Source organism: Flavobacterium sp. GW823-FHT06G12, from assembly GCF_058794775.1.
Genome location: NZ_JBXAHE010000003.1, coordinates 112,042 through 135,392 on the forward strand (window position 1 = coordinate 112,042; position 23,351 = coordinate 135,392).

Genomic DNA, 23,351 nt, shown 5'->3' on the forward strand with positions numbered 1-23,351 from the left:
TTTGGTTTATTAATAGTTGAAGTAAATTATTATAGCTTAAAAAAATTAATCTAAACCTTCTAGAAATCCAGTATGTGAACTTTTTATTGCAAAATTTGAATCGTATAATAAAGGCCAGTCGTTTCCTGGATGATTGAGTTCTGCACTAAAAGGAATCCATGATTCATTATCCTTCATTCCCCAAATCGTTATAGCGTATTTATTTACTGCTGGAAGTGCATTGTATAGCTGTACAATTTCTTTGTATTTTTCTTTTTGGGCTAGCCTTCTTTCATTTGTAAAAGTTGAAATATCGTTAGATTGATTTACCTGAATATCCAATTCTGAAACATGAATTTTCACGCCTTTTGCTACAGCTTTGTTAAAGTCGGCTTCGATTTGAGCTCTTGTTGGATTTAAATAGTTATTATGCATTTGAAAACCAATACCATCAATGAGATTGCTTGCTTTTAAATCATCGACAATGCTAAAAACTTTATCTTGTTTAAGAACATTTGTTGAAGTTGCATAATCATTATAAAACAAAAGTAAAGAGTTGTCGCCAGCAGCGATTGCTGCATCTTTTGCCCATTGAAAACAGTCTTTTACATAATTGGCACCCATTCGTTGAAGAAAAATTGTATTTCTCATCGTACCTCCATTATCATCTACAGCTTCATTTACGACATCCCAAGATTTTATTTTTCCTGCATAATGCGTAACTACATCTGTAATGTACTTTTTAACTTCTGCTTTAAATTCAGCATCAGTCCCAGAGAAATCTTTTAACCATTGCGGTACCGAATTATGCCATACCAAAGCATGACCGTGAACATTGATGTCATTAGAATTTCCGTAAGCAACAATTTTATCAGCAACAGTCCAGTTGTAAACACCGCTTGAAACAGAAATTTGATCCATTTTCATTTCATATTCGGCAGATATACTGCTAAATTCATTTTTCAATATAACATCATAAGGACTTCCGTTTGTTAATTGCGATGCTTTAACTGCCATACCTACAAAAAACGGATTTGCCAATTTATTGGCTTTTACCTTTAAAAATGTTGGATCCTCAGGAATGTTGCTAGAGCCCGTAGTTACAACACTAATAATATTTGAATAGCCAGAAATCTCTGTTTCATTTTTTGCTCTAACTCGGTAATAATATTGTGTGCCTCCGTTTAAACCTGAAACAACTTCATTTAAATCGATAATTTCTTTTGCATTGTAATTTGGGACAAAAGTGGAGAAATTCTCATTGGTAGAAACATCTAGAAGATAACTTTTTGCGTGGGAAACGTAATTCCATTTTGCTCTAAAACCTTCGTCATTCACGTCTTTTGGAGCATTTGCAATAGGCGCTTCTAAAGCATTAACAGCGACATTGTCATCTTTTGAACAAGAGTTCAAAAAAAAGAAAAGACAGGCCAGCATTAGTAAAAATTTAATTTTCATACTGTATTGTTATTATAGGTATTCTCGTTATTGGTAATACCCTTGTTTATAATTTTTGTATCATTTTAGAGCTTATTTTATAAAAGAGGCCGTTTTATTACGACCTCTTTTTATTTATGCCTAAAAGTCTCTTTATTGGTAGCGAATTTTAATATTGTCAAATTTTATTACACTTGGATTTGGCGTATCTCCTTGAGCAATACCGACTTTAATTTCATTAATTTTAGAAGGATCTAACGTTGCCGCCGAATTTGAACCAAATCCGTAATTATCTTTAAAATCGCTTAATAATATTGTCTTCGTGGTCCAGTTTACATCGGTCACTTTAAAATTATAGCCATAATTTACGCCATCAATAGTATTTAGCTGAATAGCAAATTGAGCACCCACAACATTTGCGCTTACATCAATGTCTATAAATGTTTTTAGGGCATCATTGTTTGAAGAGCTTAGGAAACTAGCTCCACCGCCAGCACTGCTTCCGTTATAACCATTTGCAGTTGAACCAGACCATGCTAATGTTGCATAACTTCCTGTTGGGCCACCAGTGGTATTGGCATTAAAACTATCGATATCACCATAAGCACTCCAATCTTCTCTGGAACCGTTTCCGTCAAAATCAGACACAAGAACTACAGTTGCAAAATTGATTGTTTTTTTTGCAGAACCACCAGGAGTAGTAACGACCAGCTCTGATCCTGAAATTGCGTCTGAAGGTAAACCGATGATAATTGAAGATGACGATTTTAACGTATAACTAAGTGTTTTTCCGCCCAAAGTGATGGAAGAAACATTGTAAAACCATGTTCCTTCAATTTCTAATGGAAACCCAGGAGTTGCTACCTCTGGAATTGTTTTTGTTATGGTAGGAGTAGGTTGTAAAATCTCTATGTTTTTGGTGACCGATCCTGTTCCTGTTACAAACGTAATAGGCTGTACACCAAATCGACTTCCTAGTTTTTCGTCAAAAGGAATAGTAAAAATAAAAGCTTGATCTGAATTATAGTTTGGATTAAAACTGATGTTAATTTTATTGTCCAACGTAATTTTTTTTAATCCTTTTAAACCTTCACCTTCAACTCTGATCTTGTTTAATGGAAAGGCCTGATTAAGCAAATCGCCAGGTTCGGCAACCATTGCATCAACGCTTGCAGTAGGTGCGTCATCATTTTGGCAAGCAGCAAAAGAAACCAGTGCTAGAAGAATTATAATTCTATATGTTATTTTCTTGATCATAGTAAATGTTAGTTAAAGTTAAAAGGAACAGGAGGCTCTAATAACGATGGATTAGTATCAATAGCAGTTTGCGGTAAAGGCAATTCAAAATAGTTGCTTCCAGGAGTTATTTTTCTTGAAATCAATACTGTTCTGTCATCATCAGAATAAAATCCAACTTCTTGTTGTGAAATAATAGCTGTTGCTTCCGCTAGACCACGGCGTTTTAAATCAAAGAAATATTGTCCTTCAAGAGCAAATTCAATTCTTCTTTCGTTAAATAAATCATCTCTTGTAAGAACTGTTTTAGCTGGTAATCCCGCTCTGGCTCTCACTTCATTAAAAGAGTCTAAAGCAGCTGCAGAAGTAGTTGAACTGGCTCCTGCCAAAATAGCCTCAGAATTCATTAGTAAAACGTCAGAATACCTTAGTATGATTGTGTTTTGCGAAGTTCTCATAAAAAACACATCGTTTCTTTCGGCAGCAGATCCTACAATATACTTTCTGAAATTAGCCGCAGTCGATGAGTATATTTTTTTATATCTAAAACCGCCTTGATTTTTTAATAATTCAGGATAAAAGTCGCCATCTGTCATGATTGTGCTCTTTTTTCTAGTGTCATTTGGCTCAAAACCGCTTTGCAATGAAATAGAAGGCAGATAAACTCCCCAACCGTCACCACCGCCAGTTATTCCAGTACCACCAGGAACTATATACGCTTGATTTGTATTTTGCGTTCCCCATTCGGTAGCAACTGCCTTCCATTGCAGGGCAAACATACTTTCGGCGCTATTATTATTTTCGGGACTGCTAAATAAGTTTCCGTACTCTTGAATTAAAGTGTATTGGTTTCCGATAATTTTCTGAGTTAGAGTTGCGCATTCTGCATATTCATTTAATGTCAAATGTACTTTTGCAAGGATTCCCATAGCAGCAAATTTGGTAACATATCCTTTTTTTACCGAAGTTGCTGGTAAATTTTCGATCGCATATTCTAAATCTTGTTTTATGAATTTGTAAACATCTGTAACAAGATTTCTTTTTGGTTGCGCAGCCGATCCTGCTTTGTTGATAATAGGCACAGCTCCAAAGCTTCTTACCAGATAGAAATAAGCATTAGCTCTCATAAACCTTGATATTGCTATGGCATTTTTATAAGATGCTTCTGGGAGCTCGCTTTTTCTGTCTTCAACCAAACTCATTAAATTATTAGATTGATCAATAACCGAAAACAAAGAAGTATATCCTTCTGTCAGGATTGGATTTTGCGAGGTTACCTGAGCGTCTTTAAATTGTGCATATGCACCATCAAATGTAAATGCGTTGCCAGCGTACATATCGCCAACTGCAATTAAGAATTTATCATTAAAAGTAAACCAAGGTTTAAAATACAAACTCTCGGCAATTCCATCAAAAGCGGTAATTCCTTCGGGTAAATCGCCAGGTGTCAATTGATTTTCAGATGGAGCATCCAAAAAATCATCAGAACAGGAAAATAAAGACAGCAATGGTATTACCATTCCAATCATAAAAAGTTTAAAAAGTTTTTTCATAACTATTATTTTTATTTTAACGACTATGAATCATTAAGTTAATTGTGTTTTTGTCGATTTTAAAACTCTAGATTTAGACCCATAGATGTTATTCTCGGTACTGGGTATCTTCCTAGATCAATACCGCTAAGGGTTATATTTTGATCTAAATTTCCTAAAGCAGGATCAAAACCAGAGTATTTTGTCCATGTGTATAAGTTTTGGACATTGACATACAATCTAACTTTAGATATAATAGACTTTTCGAAGATTTTGCTTGGTAAATCGTAGCTCAAAGAAACATTCTGAATTCTTAAATAAGAACCATCTTCAACAAATCTGTTAGAGATTCTTCCATTCCCATTTGGGTCATTAAGTGTAATTCTAGGTTCATTCGTATTTTCATTAACTCCCGGTTCAAAAGCATTTAAAGCTCTTGTGCTTACATTTGCAAATCGATCTCCAAATCCAGGATAGATGCCATCTGTATAATGACGAGTAAAGTTGTAGATTTCATTGCCTTGGCTTCCCGTTAAAGCAATTGATAAACTGATGTTTTTGTATTTAAAGTTATTGGTAAATGAATAAGTAAAATCAGGTATTGCGCTTCCTATAGAAGTTTGATCTTTAGCATCAATTTTCCCATCATTATTAAGATCTTTAAAACGAATATCACCAATTCCTGTTCCTGTTTCCTGAATTGGACCTGCTGCTAATTCTGCTGCATTTTTAAATATTCCATCTGTAACATATCCATAGAATTGTCCAACTGGCTGGCCCTCTGTAGTTCTAGTTACGGTATACAAGTCGAATTGAACTTTACCCAATAAAGATTTACCTGCCCCTTGAAAACTAGTCAGTTCATTATTGTATTTTGAGAAAATAATAGTACTATCCCAAGTAAAATTATCTGTAACAATATTTCTGGTGTTTAAGGTAAGTTCGACCCCTTTAGTTTGAATCTCACCCGTATTCAAATAATAATTTAAAGCACTTTGATTCGACTCATCATTGATTTGCTTAGTAAGGAAATTAGAAGAATGTTTTACATAGTAATCAAAGTCTAATTTTACTCTATTGCTAAGCATTCCTAGTTCAAAACCAACGTTAAAAGACTTAAGAGATTCCCATTTAATATCTGGATTTCCTAAATTATCAATTGTTGGAGAAACTCCTCCGAAAGGAGATGCAGTCAATGAAAGAATGGTTTGGTATCTGTTTGCAGGAATATTTTGATTTCCTACCGAACCATAACCACCTCTAAATTTTAGATAATTGACTGTATTAGATAAAGGTTCAAAAAAGCTTTCGTTACTAACAGTCCAACCTGCAGCAAATGATGGAAAATATCCCCATTTATTATTAGGGCCAAAGTTAGAAGAAGCATCAGCTCTTAAAGAAGCCGAAAAAGAATAGCGATTAGAAAAACTATAATTTAATCTCGAGATGTATGAGGTCATCGACCATCTTCCAGAACCATTTCCATTAACGGCGGTATCTATATCGCCTATGTTTAAGTTGGTAAAATCTTTGCTAAGGAAATCGCCCGATCTATAACCGCTTAAATATTCGTATTGGCTTTCTTGTGCTTCCTGACCTAGTAAGAAAGTGAAATTATGTTTTTCGCTAAATGTTTTATTATATGTCAAATAATTTTTTAAACTCCAGTAAAAACTTTGATCCTGCTGTTTAAAAGATTTATTTAATAGCTCAGATACATTTCCTAAAGTGTAGGCAGGGGCAAAAGAGCTGCTCTTTGCAAAATTTAAATCATATCCCAATTCTGTTCTAAAAACTAATCCTTTAGTAAGAGTGAAATCGGCAAAGACATTTCCATTAATTTTGTATCGGTCTGCTTTTGCGTTATTGTATTCTGATAATGCAATTGGGTTGGTTGCCTCATTTGCAGAAGAACCTAAACCGCTTGTTGGGCCGGCATAAGAACCATCGGCATATCTAACAGGTAATTCTGGAGACTGTCTTAATGTATTCATTACTAAACCACCTCTGTCATCGTTTCGAACTACTTGTTGAGATGATCTGCTTATTGACATATTGTTGCCAATTTTAAGCCATGATTTTACATTTGAATCCACATTTAATCTCATAGACATTCTATTGAAATCTGAATTCATCACAATTCCTTCCTGATCAAAATAATTCAAAGAAGTATAATATCTTGTTCCGTCTTTTTCGCCTGAAAATGATATTTGATGATTGTACATAGTGGCAGTTCTAAAAAGTTCGTCCTGCCAGTTTGTTCCATTGCCTAATAAATTTGGTTTTTGATATTGATAAGGAATTGGTTCTCCATTTAGTTTGAAGATTTTAGTCTGATAAGCGGCATATTGAGGCAAGTTTAAAACATCAACTGAATTTGCCACTTGCTGAGTACCTAAATAGGTTTCATAGGTAAAAGCCGACTTTCCTTTTTTTCCTTTTTTAGTTGTAATCAAAACGACACCATTCGCACCATTTGCACCATATATTGCCGTTGATGAAGCATCTTTTAAGATATCAATGGTTTCGATATCCGAAATATTTAATCCAGATAAAGCCGAGTTTTTAGTCTGTCCATTTCCTCCGCCTAATGCACTAAATGCAAATGAGTCGTTGTTTTTATCTGCAAAAACAGGTGTTCCGTCAATGACATATAAAGGCTCATTTCCATTAATAGAGGTAATACCCCTAATTTGTACCGAAATTCCTCCTCCTGGAGTTCCAGAATTTTGAGTAACATTTACACCTGCCGCTTTACCTACAAGAGCTTGATCGATGGAAATAAAAGGTTTGTCTTGAATTTCAGATGCTTTGATGGAAGAAATAGCACCATTTACATCTTTTCTTTTTGAAGTTCCGTAGCCAATAACCACGACTTCATTTAATTTCTCAAGGTCATTAACCATGTTGACTACCATCACTGATTTTGTATCCGCTTGAAGGGATACAGTTTTGTAACCTATGTAGCTAAAAATCAATGTGCTTTTCGGATCTACATTGTTTAAAATAAATCCTCCGTCAAAATCAGTGGTTGTAGCGTTTTTTGTTCCTTGTACTGCTACACCAACACCGGGTAGGCCAAGACCTCCTGATGTTACTTTTCCTTTAACAGTTTGCGCAAAGAAAAAGTTTCCCCACATACATACTATTAAACATAATAGTTTTTTTAATGTTTTTTTCTGCATAAAAATTGGTCGATTAAGTTAGTTTGTTTTTACTTGTAAAATATTTAATAGAAGAGACTTTTACATGTTCAAAAATGGAGCTATAAGAAGATTCTCTTTTTCTTAAAAATTTCTTAACGAAAGTAAAATGTAGTGTGCTGCTATTGTAGAACGCATGAAGCATATTGTGCAACAAATGATGCAAAAAATGGGGATTAAGGGCTGTTATTGCTGAAAAGAAACAATTATGATATAAAACAGGCGATAAAGTATTGCTGAAAAAACTGCTAAAAAAATACTTTTTGTATAAAAAAGAAGTAGTAATATTTTAGATATATTAGATTTTACTCTCAAATAACAGAAAAGATTTTTGAGGAAATTGACTTACAAAAAAAAAGAGCTTCGATTATGGTATCGAAGCTCTTTTTTAGGCCATTCTCTATTTTAAAGAGGTATTTTTAATGTTTGTTTTTTTGTTCTTTTTCTTGTGTGGGCAAATGTCCGTATTTAATCTTATAACATTTGGTGAAATAGGAGGGAGATGTAAATCCAACTTTATAGCTAATTTCATTAATATTATTATTTCCTTTTTCTATCAATTGTTTTGCCTTTTCTAATCGTACATTTCTAATAAACTCATTTACAGAAACGCCTGTTAAGGTCTTTATCTTTCGATACAGCTGACTTCTGCTTAGGAAAATTTTAGACGATAGCAATTCAACACTTAATTCTGGTTCGCTGATGTTTTCGTTTATAAAATGCAGAATTTTTTGAATGAAATCATTATCAAGAGAAGTTGTTTTTTCTTTACCATCTTTTGTGATTCCGCTATAAAATTTCTTAAACATAATTTGTCTGCTCGTAATAAGCTGCGCTAGGCTAGATTTTAAGATGTCTAACTCAAATGGTTTACTGAGATAAATATCAGCACCTGAATCTATACCTTCTAATCGGTCTTTTACCATTGCTTTTGCCGAAAGCATTAATAATGGAATATGGCTTGTTTTTAAATCGCCTTTTATTTTTTTACACATCTGCAGTCCGTCCATTACGGGCATTATAACATCTGTAATAATTAAATCTGGCAATTTCAGAACAGCAAGTTCGTAACCTTTTTGACCATTTTCGGCGACAATAACTTTATATAATTTGCTTAGTTCCTGTTTTAGGTAGTTTCTCAATTCAGGATTATCTTCAACAATTAAAACAGTATATGGTTTTACAGTTTCAGCAACATTTTCAGTTTGGTCTACATAATCATCTTGATCGGCAGATTCAGATAGAAATTTAGTTTTAGTTTTTTCTATTTTTTTTGTTTTGTCTCCTTCAATTATTTCGCTTTTCTTATACATAGATTTGCCTAAAGGAAAGGTTAATGTGAATTTTGTGCCTTGTCCTACCTGACTATCAACATCAATTCTTCCTTTATGAAGTTCCACAAATTCCTTTACAACCTCTAAACCAATTCCCGTACTTCCATAATAATCTTTATTTACATTATTGACCTGATAAAACCTGTCAAATATTCTTTTCAGATCTTTTTTGCGAATACCCGAACCTGTATCAGTAATCGTTATTGAAAAAGAAGGAACGATATTTCCATCAATTAGCAATAGATTATCGCCTTCTGATTTTGCTATAGAAATAGTGATTGAGCCATTATCGGGAGTAAATTTAAAAGCATTTGAAATAATGTTGAACAGTATTTTTTCGAGCATTTTAGGATCTAACCAGTCCTCAAGCTCATCAAATTCAGACTCAAAATTAATAGTAATATTTCGTGAGGCGGCTTCCTCATCAAAATAACCTCTAATTCCCTGTGTAAAGGCTACGACTTCAATTTTTCTGGCTTGAAGAAAAATTCTGTTGAATTCTAACTTATTAAAGTCCATAAGTTCATTGATAAGTCTAGAAAGCCTATCTGAACTTTTGTGCACAATTTTTAGTTTGTTATGTATTTCAGGAGATAAATTTTTACTTTTCAGAATATCTTCTAAAGGATTGATAATTAGTGTTAATGGTGTTCTGAATTCATGCGAAATATTTGTAAAAAATTGCAGCTTATTATTGTTTAATTTCTCAGACTGAATATTTTTTTCTTTTTCTAAAATTATAGCCTGTTTTGCTTTAAAACGATTTTGATATATTTTATTAAGGTATATAGTTAGAAAAACCAGTATCGAAGTGTACAGTAAATAGGCCCAAATAGTTTTCCACCACGGCGGCAAGACTTTTATTTTTAATTCTAAAGGAACAGTATTCCACGAGCCATCGGCATTTGCAGATTTTACTTTAAAAACATAATTACCTGGTGGCAAATTTGTATAAGTTGCGGCTCTGTTGTTTCCTACATAATTCCAATCTTTTTCAAAGCCCTGCAGGTAATAAGCATATTGGTTTTTCTTAGAATAATTATAGTTAATTCCAACATATTCAATCGTAAAAACAGATTGCGTATGATTAAGAATGATTTCTTTACTCTGACCAATTACTTTGGTTAATGGAGAAGCATCTTCATTAGGTTTTACAGATTTATTGAATAATTTGAAATCGCTGAAATACAATTTTGGAGCTTTCTCTACTTTTTTGATCTCGCTAGGATTAAAATAATTTACTCCCTCATAACTTCCAAAATACAGTTCTCCATTTCCATCTTTAAAGACAGCATTGTTGTTAAAATCATTATCAATAAGGCCGTCATCTTTAGTAAAGCTGGTACTTTTTTTGTTTTTTAAATCAAGTTTTGTTAATCCTAATCCGCCGCTAATCCATAGATAGCCATTGTTGTCGGCAATTATGGCGCGAACAGATTTTTCTTTAAAACCTGGAAAATAATTATAGTTTGAAAATGTTCTATCTTTTTTATTATAGCTAAATAATCCTTCGCCGTCTGTTCCAATCCATATTGTTTTATCGTTAGACTCGTAGATTGATAAAATAGTTTGGATGCTGTTATATTTCGTTTTGTCGTCGAACATGGCATCGCGCATTTTGGTAACTTTAAAACCAGAATCGTCTTTTAAACTTACCTGATATAAACCCAAGATTGTTCCAACCCACAAAACATTATCAGAATCTACAAAAACTTTACGGATAAAAGCATTGTCCAAAGCGTGTTCTGTAAATGATTTTGTGTTGCAATGAACAAATGTATTGTTCTTATTATCAAAATAATGCAATCCTTTTATGAAAGTTCCTATCCAGATTCTGCCCTTCAAATCCTCAGAAAAACTAAAAATTCTATTCGATTTTAATCCTTCAGTATTGGCAGTATTATAATTTATGAATCGGGTAGTGCCATTTTTTAAAAAGTAGATTCCGCAATCCCAACTTCCTATCCAAATATTTTGCTTGCTGTCTATGAATATGGTTTGAATATCAGCAGCGTCTAAGCCAGAATAATAACTTTGGCTGTTTTTATTTACATGAATGAAACTTTTATTGGTAAGATTATAAATGTCGAGACCGCCTCCTTCATTACTGATTAACAGATCTCCTTTCTTGTCTTTTACAATTGAAGTGACATAGCTTGTCTGCAAAGAATTTTCGTTGTTGACTAGCGATTCAAGAGAATTAAATTTGTTATTTGGTTTGTCAAATACGCCAAGTCCTTTATTAAAATATCCTAACCAGAGTCGCTTTTCTTTATCCTCATACAATGACCAGACAGAATTAGATTTTAAGCTAGAGTCATTATACTTGCTGTGCAAATACTTCTGGATTACTTGGCCTTTATAGTTTACAATCAATAATCCATCATTTTCAGTACCACAAACTATATAATCTTGGCTGCTTTCTATAATTGATAAGATTTTGTTTTTGGTTATAAAATAATTTTCAAATTGGTAATTATCAGTTTCTGGCTTAATTTTAATCAGACCGTGTTCAGTAGTTCCCAGCCATATATATCCTAATTTATCTATGGCAAGATTTTCTATATCGTCCAATAAAGGTTCTCTTTTAAACTTGTCTTTATAAACCTGTTTAAGTTTGCCGTTTAAATCAAGTTCTAAGAGGCCATAACTTGTTCCTAAATAGATAATTCCTTGCTTATTTTTTACCGAAGATTTTATTAGAAAATTAAATTTATCCAACACCTTTGATGGAATCAAAGTAGTTTTTAAAGTTTTTATGTTAAGTTTAAATAATCCAAAGCCATAAGTACCCAAGATTAAGTTTCCATTGTTATCTTGATTAATTGTCTTTACAGTAATGGGTTCATCATATCCTTTTCTGATTACATCCTCAATATTGATTTTGGTAAAATTATCTAAATCTCTGTTATATAAGCATAAACCGTCATCAGTGCCGACCCATAAGTTATTGTCAGAATCAACAAAAGTGGAATAAATAAAGTTACTGTTTATTGAGCCCGAATTTTTATTGTATTCATATCCAAAATAATTCACCCCGTCATATCGATACAAACCAGTGCCATTTGTGCCTATCCAGATAAAACCATTTTTATCTTGAATAATGGAAGAAATAGCTCTTTTTGAAGTAGTTTCCTGTATGCTTCTAAATTGATAGTTATCAAATTTATCTTGAGAAAATAGGCAATTCAAACCTATAAAGTAGCATACAAGAATATATTTAATATTTTTCATTTAATAGTAGTATTGATCAATCCTCGCCGAAAACCCGTCTTTATTTTTTAAGTGTAATTAACAATATTAATAAAACTAAACAAAAAATATACTTTTAATTGTGAAATTTGTCATATTGCCAAAAACCTGAGTATGATTAATTAATAATCTCACTCAGGTTATTAGGTTGCTTAAAACAACATATTTTATACAAATAGATATAGTGCTTTTTCGAATTAATTTAGTTCAAATTTTTCAGTAAGACCTTTGTCAGAACTACCTCCAACCATAATTTTAAAAGTTCCCGGTTCTACCAGATAATTTCCTTCGTTATCGTAAAAACCAAGCTCTTTATCCGTTAAAGTAAAGCTTACCGTTTTGGTTTCCCCTTTTTTGAGGCTTACCAGTTCAAAACCTTTCAATTCTTTAATCGGACGGACGATGCTTGCAAATTCATCATGAATGTACAATTGCACCACTTCTTTTCCGTCGTAATTTCCAGAGTTTGCAACTTCAACGCTTACCTGAACTTTTTCACCTTTCGCAAAAGATGTTTTATCCAGTTTCAGGTTTTTATAATCGAAAGTCGTGTAGCTCAATCCAAAACCGAATGGAAATTGGGGAGTTTTCTCCACATCCATATAATGCGACCAGAAAACATTTTTATCGCTATCAATTGGCCTTCCTGTGCTGTATTTGTTGTAATAAATCGGCACCTGCCCAACATTTCTAGGAAATGACATTGGCAATTTTCCGCTCGGATTGTAATCTCCGTACAAAACCTGCGCAACTGCATTTCCGGCTTGGGTTCCCAAATGCCAAGCTTCCACAATGGCAGGAACATTTTCTGCAGCCCACGGAATGCTCAGCGGACGTCCATTGTTTAAAACCAAAACCACATTCGGATTCACTTTATAGATTTCTTCCAATAATTCCTGCTGCAAACCTGGCAGATTCAAATCGGTTCTGCTTCTTCCTTCACCGCTCTGGAATCCGTATTCGCCTAAAACCATTACTACGGCATCGGCATTTTTAGCCGCATTTTTAGCCGCTTCAAATCCGCTTCTGTCTGTTGTATTGAAAACGGTTTCCGTTAAGAAAGTCGCTTTCTGCTTTAATAAATCTGCCCCTTTTTCAAAAGTAAGCTGGTTGCCTTTGTACTGCTGCATCCCTTCCAAAACCGAAACCGCGGTATCGTCTGAAGCCGCAATTCTCCAGCTTCCCAACGGACTGTTTTTATCGTTTGCCAAAGCTCCGATTAAAGCGATTTTCTGACCTGATTTTTTCAGCGGAAGCAGATTCTTTTCGTTCTTCAACAAGACAATCGATTTCTTCGCCATATCCAAAACGCCTTCGTTATTGGCTCTGCTTCCAACGACTTCTTTTTCGCGTTTTTCATCACAATATCTGTACGGATCATCAAATAGTCCCAATTCAAATTTCACTCGAAGAATTCGGCGAACCGCATCATCGATTAAAGATTCTTTTACTTTTCCTGATTTTACCAGATCAACTAATTTCGCTACATACAAATACGATTCCATATCCATATCAGAACCTGCAATTACAGCTTTTGCCGCTGCATCGGCTTCATCTTTTGCATAACCGTGTGCGATCATTTCGCGGATTGAAGCATAATCCGAAATTACAAATCCGTCAAACTTCCATTTTCCTTTTAGAATATCCCTTTGCAAAAAGGCATTTCCAGTCGCAGGAACGCCATTCAAAGTGTTAAACGAATTCATAAACGTGCGGACTCCCGCGTCAACCGCAGCTTCAAAAGGAGGCAGCACAGAATTGTACAATTTCGAATTGCTGATATCCACAATATTATATTCCAATCCCGCTTCGACATAACCATAAGCCGCAAAATGTTTTGCACAGGCCGCAATCGTATTTGCTTTAGCCAAATCAGCAACCGTTTCGCCCTGAAAGCCTTTTACTCTTGCATAGCCAATTTTGCTTCCCAAATACGGATCTTCTCCCGCGCCTTCCATCACGCGTCCCCAACGCGCATCATTTGCAACGTCGACATTTGGCCCGAATGTCCAATTGATTCCGGATGCCGAAGCCTCATCTGCCGCAATCGCAGCCGATTTCTTAATCGCTTCCAAATCCCAGCTCGCAGCTTCTGCCAGCGGAATCGGACTTAACGTCTTATAGCCATGTATCACGTCAAAACCAATAATTAATGGAATTCCCAAGCGGGTTTCTTCCACCGCAATTTTCTGCACTGCGCGAACTTCTTTAACGCCGCGAACTGTCAGCATCGATCCCACAAGGCCTTTTCTTAAATGCTCGTATTTCAGTTCGGCTGTTCCGCCTTTTGGCGCCGGTCCCGTAACATCCCAAAAGCCATTGTATTGGTTCATCTGCCCAACTTTTTCCTCCAGCGTCATTAATGGCAGAAGCAGGTCTATGCGCTGCTCAACAGTTTTATTTTTATCCAGATACGGCTTCTTTTGTGCATTCATATTTCCAACAGTAAACAGAGCAAAAACTCCAATAGTTAGTAATTTTTTATTTTTCATTTGTGGTTTTAAGTTTTATTATTGAGGTTACTAAATTCAGAATATACAATGCGCTTTATTATAGTATTTTTAATGACTATAATAATCAGATTTCCAAACATCAAATGTTTGGTTTCTATGAGTGTAAATTTAGTTTTGCAGTAATAATAATAGTAGCACATTTGAAGCATTATCTATGACAGATGATGCATAAAAAACTTTAACATCAATCAAACCACTAGATTTTTGCTAGGTGTTTTGATTTTAATTCTGTTTTTTAAAAAAATGGATGTATGATTCTTTGAGATGAATGTCTCTAAAAAAAAGGAAGTTTTGGTTAAGTAAAACTATCAAATATAGAAAGCCGGTTTTACAGATGGTGAGTTTTTAAACTATGTTAAGTTCGTTTAGTATTTATCATTATAACTGCTCATATTTTAGTTTTAGACAATTAATTTTTATAACAAATTTAGATACTGATAGGTAATAATTTTATCAAAAGACTTAAATAAAAGACAGCAAATTAAAATGCTATCATTTATTTCTAGAAGATATTGGTTGCTATTTATTAAACAGATAATTATATAAAAAATTCTCTTTTAAAGCTATATTTTCTTTCACGGGAGTTAAAACAAAAAGAAAAGAATCATTTTGGATTTGATAAAGCAGCATTTGCGCATCTAAATTTTTAAGTCCATAATATTCAATTTTTGCATATATGGTTTTATTGTCATCATTGTTAATTTTAATTGCGAATTTATTGAAATTAAGACTAAAGCTTTTAATGCTGTCGTTGTTTATCTGATAGTTTAATTTCTTATCGGAGAAAAAATCTATCTTATCAATTCTGCTTTTTGAATCAAAAATCTGAGGACTTATATTGATCTCATACAGGCCTTCATTAATTACAGAAAAATAACCAGGTGTAGGGTAGTCACTCTCTTCGTAATTATTAAAAATTATGTTAGGAGAGGCGTTTGCCAGCTTAATTGCTATAAGCGAATACTTCGATTGGATTTCGAATTGTGAAATTACAGAATCTTTATCTGTGACATAGCTTCCAATAGAAATGCTATTCTCCTTTGGCAGTCTTAAATTTTTGATTTTAAAATTTTTTTGAGGAACAAAAGTCAGATTGTCACTTATTATAATTTTTTGGCAGCTAAAAAAGAGCCCTGCTATAAATATTAGACAAATAATTTTCATAATAGTATTGATTAATAAGGAATGAATCGTATGAGCTATTTAAGATGAAAGTTGATAGGAGTAAGGATTCATAATTGAAATTTATATGAAGAAATTCTTTTCTTGTAATGTTTTCTCGAAATGAAGTCTATTAAATGTTTATGGTATTGAATACTTTATCAATATTTTTGGATAGATATGGAGATAATGCTTCATAGGAATTGTTTTCCAGTATTGTGATTCCGACTGGATTTTTTTTTCAGTCTTAAGAGGCTTGTTTTCTGTAATGCAGGAAATAAGCAAAAGCGAAAATACTATTTTCATAGTTTAAGGATTTCTTTGTGATCTTTTTTGGTGTACTATAAGATTATAAAAGAATTAGTTATGATTGTTGAAAGATAGCATTTTTATTGAAAAGAGCGCAATGGCTGCCTGCCTTTTTCTTAATATAGATACTTTACTGGCTGTAAAGTTTTGGAGAGCCGAAAAAAAAGCGATAAGATCTTAGAAAAAGGCAATTAGAAGAATCGTCTCAATGTTTTAAACAAACTTTGTTAGTTAGGTTTTAGACTTTTTCATTTTTTGATTTTAGCGATGAATATTTGGTATTTCCTATTAAGTAATTAAGTTTTCGTATATAGTTGCAAAAAGAATAACAACTCCATGCCTAGAAGTGTCACGATTTTACAATAGAATTTGTGGGCGGTTTTAAAAAGTATGAAAAAGCAGTATAAAAGAAAAAAACCTGAAAATACCTAAGATTTACAGGTTTTGTTTTTTTAGCAAAAAAAAAAGTCCTAATCTTTAGATTAGGACTTTTGTGGGGAGAGCAGGATTCGAACCTTAAGCTTGAAACCGCTGTATATCTCACTTTTATGTATGTCTTGAACCTCTGTGCACCGATTCTGCACCAAATTCAAATTTTTAATATTTCAATATTAAATCACGCACAAAATTTAAAAATACTAACGAATTAACAGACAGTAGCATTATTCTTTTTTTGTATTACAAATATATTAAAAAAGTATATATTTCAGGATGTTCTAACTGAAATTGTAAACGAAGTTAAAAATGAAATCTTAATTATTTTCTAAAATCTCTATTTTAGAAAGTTAAACGACCTTTAATTCACTTTAGCTTTTAAACGAAGAATCGTTATCATCTCTAGAATGAAATAACTCTCTTTTTATTAAACATAAGCATATGTGTATTACTTGATTTTTTTCTTTTAGATTAAAAAAAAATAAAAAACCAGCGATTTATATTATATCATTCTTTGACGATTTAGTACCGTTTGGTAAAAAACTTTCTTATTAGGTTTGACTTTTATATTTTAATAATTTTAAAAGATTAAAAGTGAGTCAACTAAAATGTTATATAGCAATAAGTTTTTTGTTTTTGATTTTATTCTCAGGATGTATGAGAGTGTCAAAAAGCTCAAATTTAGTTATGAATTCTGACTACGCAGTTTTTGATTATTTCCATTATGAAGGAAAAGACCAAATCTATAAAACAATTACCAGAACCAATGATAATTATCTCAACCCAATTTTATCTGGATTTTACCCGGATCCAAGTATTTGCAGAGTTGGCAATAAATTTTATCTCGTAAATTCTTCTTTTTCATACTTTCCGGGACTTCCAATTTTTGAAAGTGAAGATTTAGTCAATTGGAAACAGATTGGTCATGTAATACACAGAAAAGAACAGGCTAATTTTACGCTGGGAATTTCAAAAGGAATGTATGCGCCAACAATTCGATATCATAACGAAACTTTTTATGTGGTTTGCACAAATGTTGATGCAGGAGGGAATTTTATTGTAACAGCAAAAAATCCCGCTGGCCCTTGGTCGAATCCAATTTGGTTTCCGAATATTGACGGAATCGATCCAGATATTTTCTTTGATGATAATGGAAAAGTTTATATAACACACAATGGCCCTCCTCCAAATAATATTTCTGTTCATGAAGGACACCGTGCGATTTATATGTTTGAGTATGATATTAAAAATTTTAAAATTATTGGAGAACCTAAGCTTGTTATAAATGGTGGAACAAACATGGCTGAAAAACCAGTCTGGATTGAAGGTCCGCACATTATTAAAAAAGACGGTTTTTATTATATGATTTGCGCACAGGGAGGAACAGAATATCGTCATACCGAAGTAGTTTTTAGAAGTAAAAACATTTTCGGACCTTATGAAAGTTATGAAATGAATCCAATTTTGACACAGAAAAATTTAGATCCAAACAGGAAAAATCAGGTTACAACTACAGGTCATGCCGATTTTGTACAATTGCCAAATGGAGAGTGGTGGTCGGTCTTTTTAGGATGCAGACCTTACGGCGATGATTTATATAATACAGGTAGAGAAACTTTTATGCTTCCTGTTGAATGGAAAAATGGCTGGCCTGAAATAATTGACGGAAATGAACCTGTTCCGTTTATTCATAAAAGACCAAATTTACCGCTCTCAACAGAATCGGTTTCACCTATTAATGGAAATTTTATTTCAGATGACGAATTTGATTCTACTGCACTTGATTTTAAATGGAATTTTGTTAGAACACCATCTGAAAAATGGTATAATTTAAAAGACGGAAAATTATTCATTAAAGCTAGAAAAGAATCTATACAAACACAAACAAACTTTTCATTTATAGCAAGAAGACAGCAACATCTTCAATTTGGTATTTCAACAAAAGTATCTTTTGATTTAAAAGGCAATAAAGCCACAGCTGGTTTAGCAGCTTTTCAAAATGAGAAAAATTATCTGTTGATTGGTATTCGTTTAAATGCAGAAAATAAACAGGAAATATATTTGGAAAAAGCAACAAATGAAGTAAATGAGGGGAAATCTGAAATTGTAAAAAAACAAAAACTTTTGAGCTCTTCAAAAGATTTGTTCTTTAGGATTGAAGGTGAGACTCAGTATTTTACTTTTTATTACAAAACAAATCAAGATGATAATTGGAAAGTTCTGGCAGAAAAGGTCGATGCAAGTATTTTGAGTACCAAAAAAGCAGGCGGTTTTGTGGGAACTTATTTAGGAATGTATGCGTCATCAAATCATTTTTAAATAAACTAAAACTAAGAGCCTAGTTTAAAAACAGAAGTAGTTATTTTATTACAATAATTTTATAGGTAATTAATAGATCTAAAAACAGCTTTTGAATTAGTTTGAATATTTTTTGTGTATTTAAATTATTGATGAATAGAATCTTAAGTTTTAGTTTGCTTTTAATGTAAATCCGAGTAAAAAATAGCAATACGTTTTTTAATTCAGAATCATTACAAATTTCAGTTTATCATATTCTAATTCATGGACTTGTTTTATATTCGGCTCAAAAAATTGGCAAATTAATTTTTAATACTGAAAAAATAAGCCTTTTTTGTAATGTTTAAATCAATATTTTTATTAAAATGGATAATGTGTCAAATTCTAAGTTTTTATTGAAATTAACGATGATCGCCACTTTGGGAGGAATGCTTTTTGGCTATCATACTGCTGTCATTTCAGGAACCGTGAGTTCTTTAGAGAAATTTTTTGTACTTCCTTTAGGATTAACAGAGGATGCAGCAAGCTCACAATTAGGATTTGTAGTTTCAAGCGCTTTAATCGGCTGTATTATTGGAGGAATAGTGAGTGGATTTATCAGTAAAAAACTGGGAAGAAAAAAAGGATTGATTTTGGCAGGAATTCTATTTTTACTTTCTTCTATTGGTTCAGCTGCACCGGAAATTTTTATTAGACCAATTGGTAAAGGAGATTATACTTTTATTAATTTCTTTATGACGTACCGAATGATCGGAGGAATTGGAGTTGGTTTAGCTTCAATGCTTTCTCCACTTTATATTGCTGAGATTGCTCCTGCAAAAAACAGAGGTAAATTAGTGTCAATGAATCAGTTTGCTATTATTTTTGGAATGCTGATTGTATATTTTGTCAATTATTTTATTGCAAAACAAGGAGATGAAACATGGCTGGATACATTAGGATGGCGCTACATGTTTGCATCTGAGATTGTATTTGCTATTCTCTTTTTAGGACTTTTGTTTTTTGTTCCAGATACGCCTCGTTCTTTAATGCTTCAGTCGAAAGAAAGTGAAGCTTTTGCGGTTTTAGAAAAAATTAATGGAAAAGAGGAAGCAAATAAAATACTTGTTGAGATTAAAAATACTTTGGCTGATCATTCAGGTAAATTATTTTCTTACGGTTTGGCAGTTATAATTTTCGGAATGTTATTATCGTTTTTTCAGCAATTTATAGGAATTAATGTGGTTTTGTATTATGCTCCTGAAATCTTCAAAACAATGGGTTCAGGAACAGATAATGCTTTATTGCAGACTATAATTGTGGGAGCAGTAAATTTATTATTTACCGTTTTAGCAATTCAGACAGTTGATAAAGTAGGCAGAAAACCATTAATGATAATTGGTGCTTTAGGAATGGCCGTGGCAATGATTTTACTTGGAGTTTCTTTTCAAAGTAAATCAATGGGAATTTTTGCACTTTTATGTATGTTATTGTATGTTGCCGGTTTTGCAATGAGCTGGGGACCTGTAACCTGGGTATTGTTATCTGAGATTTTTCCAAATAAAATTAGAGGAAAGGCTATGGCTATTGCAGTAGCTGTACAATGGATTTCGAATTATCTGGTTTCGTGGTCATTTCCTATTATGGATAAAAATTCTTATTTAGTACAACAATTTAATCACGGTTTTGCCTATTATATTTATGGTTTAATGGGAATTCTTGCAATGCTTTTTGTATGGAAATTTATTCCAGAAACAAAAGGAAAAACATTGGAGGAAATGGAAAATTTGTGGAAGAAAGATTAGTGCAAAAAAATAAGATTTTAGAACCAAGAATATACTTGCTAAAAAAAACAAAAAAAGGTTGCTGATGTTATTAGCAACCTTTTTTTGTTGATTATTTTAACACTTCAAAATGAAGATATTTTTTCTAAAACAATTTTAATATTTTGATTTTCAAATTAAGCTATCTCCGGAATTTCATAAAATGATTCTTTTTTGTATAAAATCCTGTATTTGGATGGAGTCATTTTTTTAAGTTTCAAAAACTGTTTGTTAAAATTGGCAATAGTTTGAAATCCGCTATCGTAGCAAATGTCTGAAACGGGCAGATTAGTTTCTAAAAGAAGATTGCACACGTGTCCGATTCTTATTTCGTTAAGGAAATTGATATATGACTTTTTGGTACTTTTCTTAAAATAGTTGCAAAATGCGGGCTCCGTCATTCCGGCCAAATCTGCAATGTCTTTTATTTTGATTTCATTTTGGAAATTTTCGATACTGTAATTGAATACTTTTTCAATTCTAATTTTCTCCTTAATGTTTTGAAAAGCAATCTGTTGTTCTGTTAATTTAGTGTAGCAGTTTTTCTTGGTCAATATGGTTAGGCATTGGTATAAAAGTAAAATACGTTTATGAAATGGGCCATCCTGCATTTTAGTAATCAGCTTTCCAAGTTTAGCTGTATGTTTTTCGTTGACTTTCAATCCTAATTTAGAAGTAGCAATTAACTGTTTGACATGAATGTTTTCAGGAAGATTTAAAAAATCGCTTCCCCAAAAATCTTCTTTAAATTGAATGACAATGGCGCTGGTTATCATGTTTTTATCTCTTTTTTGAAAGGTATGCGGAACATTTGAGCCAATAAAATAAACATCTCCGGTTTTAAATTCACTAACATCATTTCCAATAAACCCTAAGCCTTCACCTTGAGTAAAAAATATAATTTCAATCTCAACATGCTGATGCCAGGTTACTTCAAAATTAGGTGTGCAGTATGTTCTCGCGACAAACGAATTATTTTGCGATAATGGTAATTTTTGAACATGTGGTTTCATTTATAATATTTTTACGACAATTAATTTATGAAGATTACTTAAAATATTAAAATAGTTTATAAACTAAACAATTATTGCGCAGTATCTTCCCGAAAAACTCTTTTTATTTGCAATGTTAATGAATTTTTAATTATAAGAATTTTAAAATAATGACAAATTTGAATCTGGATATAAAAAATCAACGTGAGTTTTATGATAATAATGGTTATCTAATTGTATCAGATTTATTGTCTGATAATGAGATAGATATTCTAAAAAACGAAACAAAGGAAATATTTAAAGGGAATCGTGGTTTAATTGACGGTCTTATTGAATCGTCTCAAAATGAAGAAGACGAAGACATTCTAAAAAAATATGTGGCTATTCATTTTCCGCATAAAATTTCACAAGTTATCTATTCTTTTTTAAAACATGATAAAATAGTATCAATACTTCAAAACTTAGTTAGCGAAAATGTAAAGTGTATGCAATCGATGCTTTTTGTAAAAGCTCCAGGGAAAGCTGGACAATCATGGCATCAGGATGAATTTTATATCCCAACCAGAGATAAATCGCTAATTGGTGTTTGGATTGCGATTGATGATGCAAATATTGACAATGGCTGTTTATGGATTATTCCAGGTTCTCATAAACTTGGATACATTTTGCCAAGAGTAAAAAATGAGAATAAAAGCTTTGCCGATGTTGATACCGTAGATGTGTCATCGTACAAGCAGGAAGACATGATTCCGGTTGAGGTAAAAAGAGGTTCTGTAGTGTTTTTTAACGGATATACGTTGCACAGTTCATTGAGAAATCAGACCGCATCAAATTTTAGAACGGCTTTAGTTAATCATTACATGAGTGCAGAATCAATGCTACCGTGGGATCAGGATGGTAAATTACCGCCATCTGATGATTTGCGTGATATTGTAATTGTAGCAGGAATTGATCCTTATTCCTATAAAGAAATTACGGATGTTAATAAACCTTTTTTAAGGCCGGAAGTTTTGGCTATAAAGTCAAAAATAAATGTAAATGAAGATTAATTTTTTTTGCCCTCGCTGGGGAAGTGAAAATTTAAATTGGAATGAGTTTTTTGAAAAGGTTAAAAATGCAGGGTATGATGGTGTGGAGTGGGCGATTGCAAAAGAAGTTTCGAGAAATGAAATTGAAAGGGTTTTAGAGATTTCAAATTTATACCAATTAAAAATAATTGCCCAGCATTTTGACACCAATGATTCGAATTTTGAGGAACATTTAAAAATATACAATGAGTGGCTGGAAAAAGTTTCAGGTTTACCATTTTATTGCATTAATTCGCAAACAGGAAAAGATTTTTTTTCGAAAGAACAAAATCAGATTTTGATTGCTGAAGCAAAGAAAAGTGAAATAAAGATCGGAATACCAATTTATCATGAAACGCACCGAAACAAGTTTTCTTTTGCAGCTCATATCACAGAAAAGTTCTTAGAAGAAAATCAGGAATTAAAGCTGACATTAGATGCTTCACATTGGGTAAATGTTGCAGAATCTTATTTGGATGATCAGCAAAAGGCTATGAATTTAGCACTTGAGAGAACAGAACATATTCATGCAAGAATTGGTCATACTGAAGCGGCACAAGTTTCAGATCCTTTTGCTCCAGAGTGGAATGATGCTTTAGAGAAACATTTAAACTGGTGGGATGCCATTATAAAAAGAAAAATAATTGAAGGTGAATCTCAAATAAGCATAACACCAGAATTTGGTCCCGCGCCTTATATGTTTGTTCTGCCATATACCAAACAGCCAGTTGTAGATCAATGGAATATTAATGAAAGAATGCTTCATTTTTTAAAAAATAGATATCAGGATTAAAAAAAACT

The 23,351-nt window shown here is 32.7% G+C and carries 12 protein-coding genes; 4 read left to right on the forward strand and 8 right to left on the reverse strand.

What is annotated here, in order from left to right; translation table 11 throughout:
* Nucleotides 1-45 precede the first annotated feature (45 nt).
* The 7 genes from AC1Q5Z_RS13270 to AC1Q5Z_RS13300 form a co-directional block, all read right to left on the reverse strand.
* Nucleotides 46-1,437: an endo-1,4-beta-xylanase gene (locus tag AC1Q5Z_RS13270; RefSeq protein WP_492445211.1), complete on the reverse strand. Its 1,392-nt coding sequence runs from the start codon at nt 1,435-1,437 to the stop codon at nt 46-48.
* Nucleotides 1,438-1,569: 132 nt separating this feature from the next.
* Nucleotides 1,570-2,673, reverse strand: a complete 1,104-nt coding sequence (locus tag AC1Q5Z_RS13275; protein ID WP_343584372.1) for a hypothetical protein — start codon at nt 2,671-2,673, stop codon at nt 1,570-1,572.
* Between the two features lie 8 nt (nt 2,674-2,681).
* Nucleotides 2,682-4,205, reverse strand: coding sequence for a RagB/SusD family nutrient uptake outer membrane protein (locus AC1Q5Z_RS13280; RefSeq protein WP_198856200.1), 1,524 nt, complete (start codon nt 4,203-4,205; stop codon nt 2,682-2,684).
* Between the two features lie 59 nt (nt 4,206-4,264).
* Nucleotides 4,265-7,369 (reverse strand): SusC/RagA family TonB-linked outer membrane protein, encoded by a 3,105-nt coding sequence (locus AC1Q5Z_RS13285; protein ID WP_492445214.1) that lies wholly within the window; start codon nt 7,367-7,369, stop codon nt 4,265-4,267.
* 437 nt (nt 7,370-7,806) lie between these two features.
* Nucleotides 7,807-11,955 carry a hybrid sensor histidine kinase/response regulator gene (locus AC1Q5Z_RS13290; RefSeq protein ID WP_492445215.1) on the reverse strand — a complete coding sequence of 1,383 codons (4,149 nt, stop codon included), beginning with the start codon at nt 11,953-11,955 and terminating at the stop codon, nt 7,807-7,809.
* 215 nt (nt 11,956-12,170) lie between these two features.
* A complete protein-coding gene (gene bglX, locus AC1Q5Z_RS13295; protein ID WP_492445217.1) occupies nt 12,171-14,465 on the reverse strand; it encodes a beta-glucosidase BglX in 2,295 nt (764 codons plus the stop codon).
* 540 nt (nt 14,466-15,005) lie between these two features.
* Nucleotides 15,006-15,650: a hypothetical protein gene (locus AC1Q5Z_RS13300; RefSeq protein WP_492445219.1), complete on the reverse strand. Its 645-nt coding sequence runs from the start codon at nt 15,648-15,650 to the stop codon at nt 15,006-15,008.
* A 1,428-nt stretch (nt 15,651-17,078) separates the two neighbouring features.
* Here AC1Q5Z_RS13300 and AC1Q5Z_RS13305 point away from each other — a divergent pair.
* Both AC1Q5Z_RS13305 and xylE read left to right on the forward strand, forming a co-directional pair.
* On the forward strand, nt 17,079-18,710 hold the full coding sequence (locus AC1Q5Z_RS13305) for a glycoside hydrolase family 43 protein (RefSeq protein WP_492445221.1): 1,632 nt from the start codon (nt 17,079-17,081) through the stop codon (nt 18,708-18,710).
* Nucleotides 18,711-19,054: 344 nt separating this feature from the next.
* Nucleotides 19,055-20,473, forward strand: coding sequence for a D-xylose transporter XylE (gene xylE, locus AC1Q5Z_RS13310; protein ID WP_198858490.1), 1,419 nt, complete (start codon nt 19,055-19,057; stop codon nt 20,471-20,473).
* 155 nt (nt 20,474-20,628) lie between these two features.
* Here xylE and AC1Q5Z_RS13315 read toward each other — a convergent pair whose 3' ends face one another.
* Nucleotides 20,629-21,504, reverse strand: coding sequence for an AraC family transcriptional regulator (locus tag AC1Q5Z_RS13315; protein ID WP_492445223.1), 876 nt, complete (start codon nt 21,502-21,504; stop codon nt 20,629-20,631).
* Nucleotides 21,505-21,653: 149 nt separating this feature from the next.
* Between AC1Q5Z_RS13315 and AC1Q5Z_RS13320 the strand changes: the two genes are divergently transcribed.
* Both AC1Q5Z_RS13320 and AC1Q5Z_RS13325 read left to right on the forward strand, forming a co-directional pair.
* The gene (locus tag AC1Q5Z_RS13320) at nt 21,654-22,532 is read left to right on the forward strand and encodes a phytanoyl-CoA dioxygenase family protein (protein WP_492445225.1); all 879 of its coding nucleotides are present in this window, start codon (nt 21,654-21,656) and stop codon (nt 22,530-22,532) included.
* Entirely contained in the window at nt 22,522-23,343 is an 822-nt protein-coding gene (locus AC1Q5Z_RS13325; protein ID WP_492445227.1) for a sugar phosphate isomerase/epimerase family protein, read from the forward strand. The genes AC1Q5Z_RS13320 and AC1Q5Z_RS13325 overlap by 11 nt, the downstream gene beginning before the upstream one ends.
* Nucleotides 23,344-23,351: the final 8 nt, after the last annotated feature.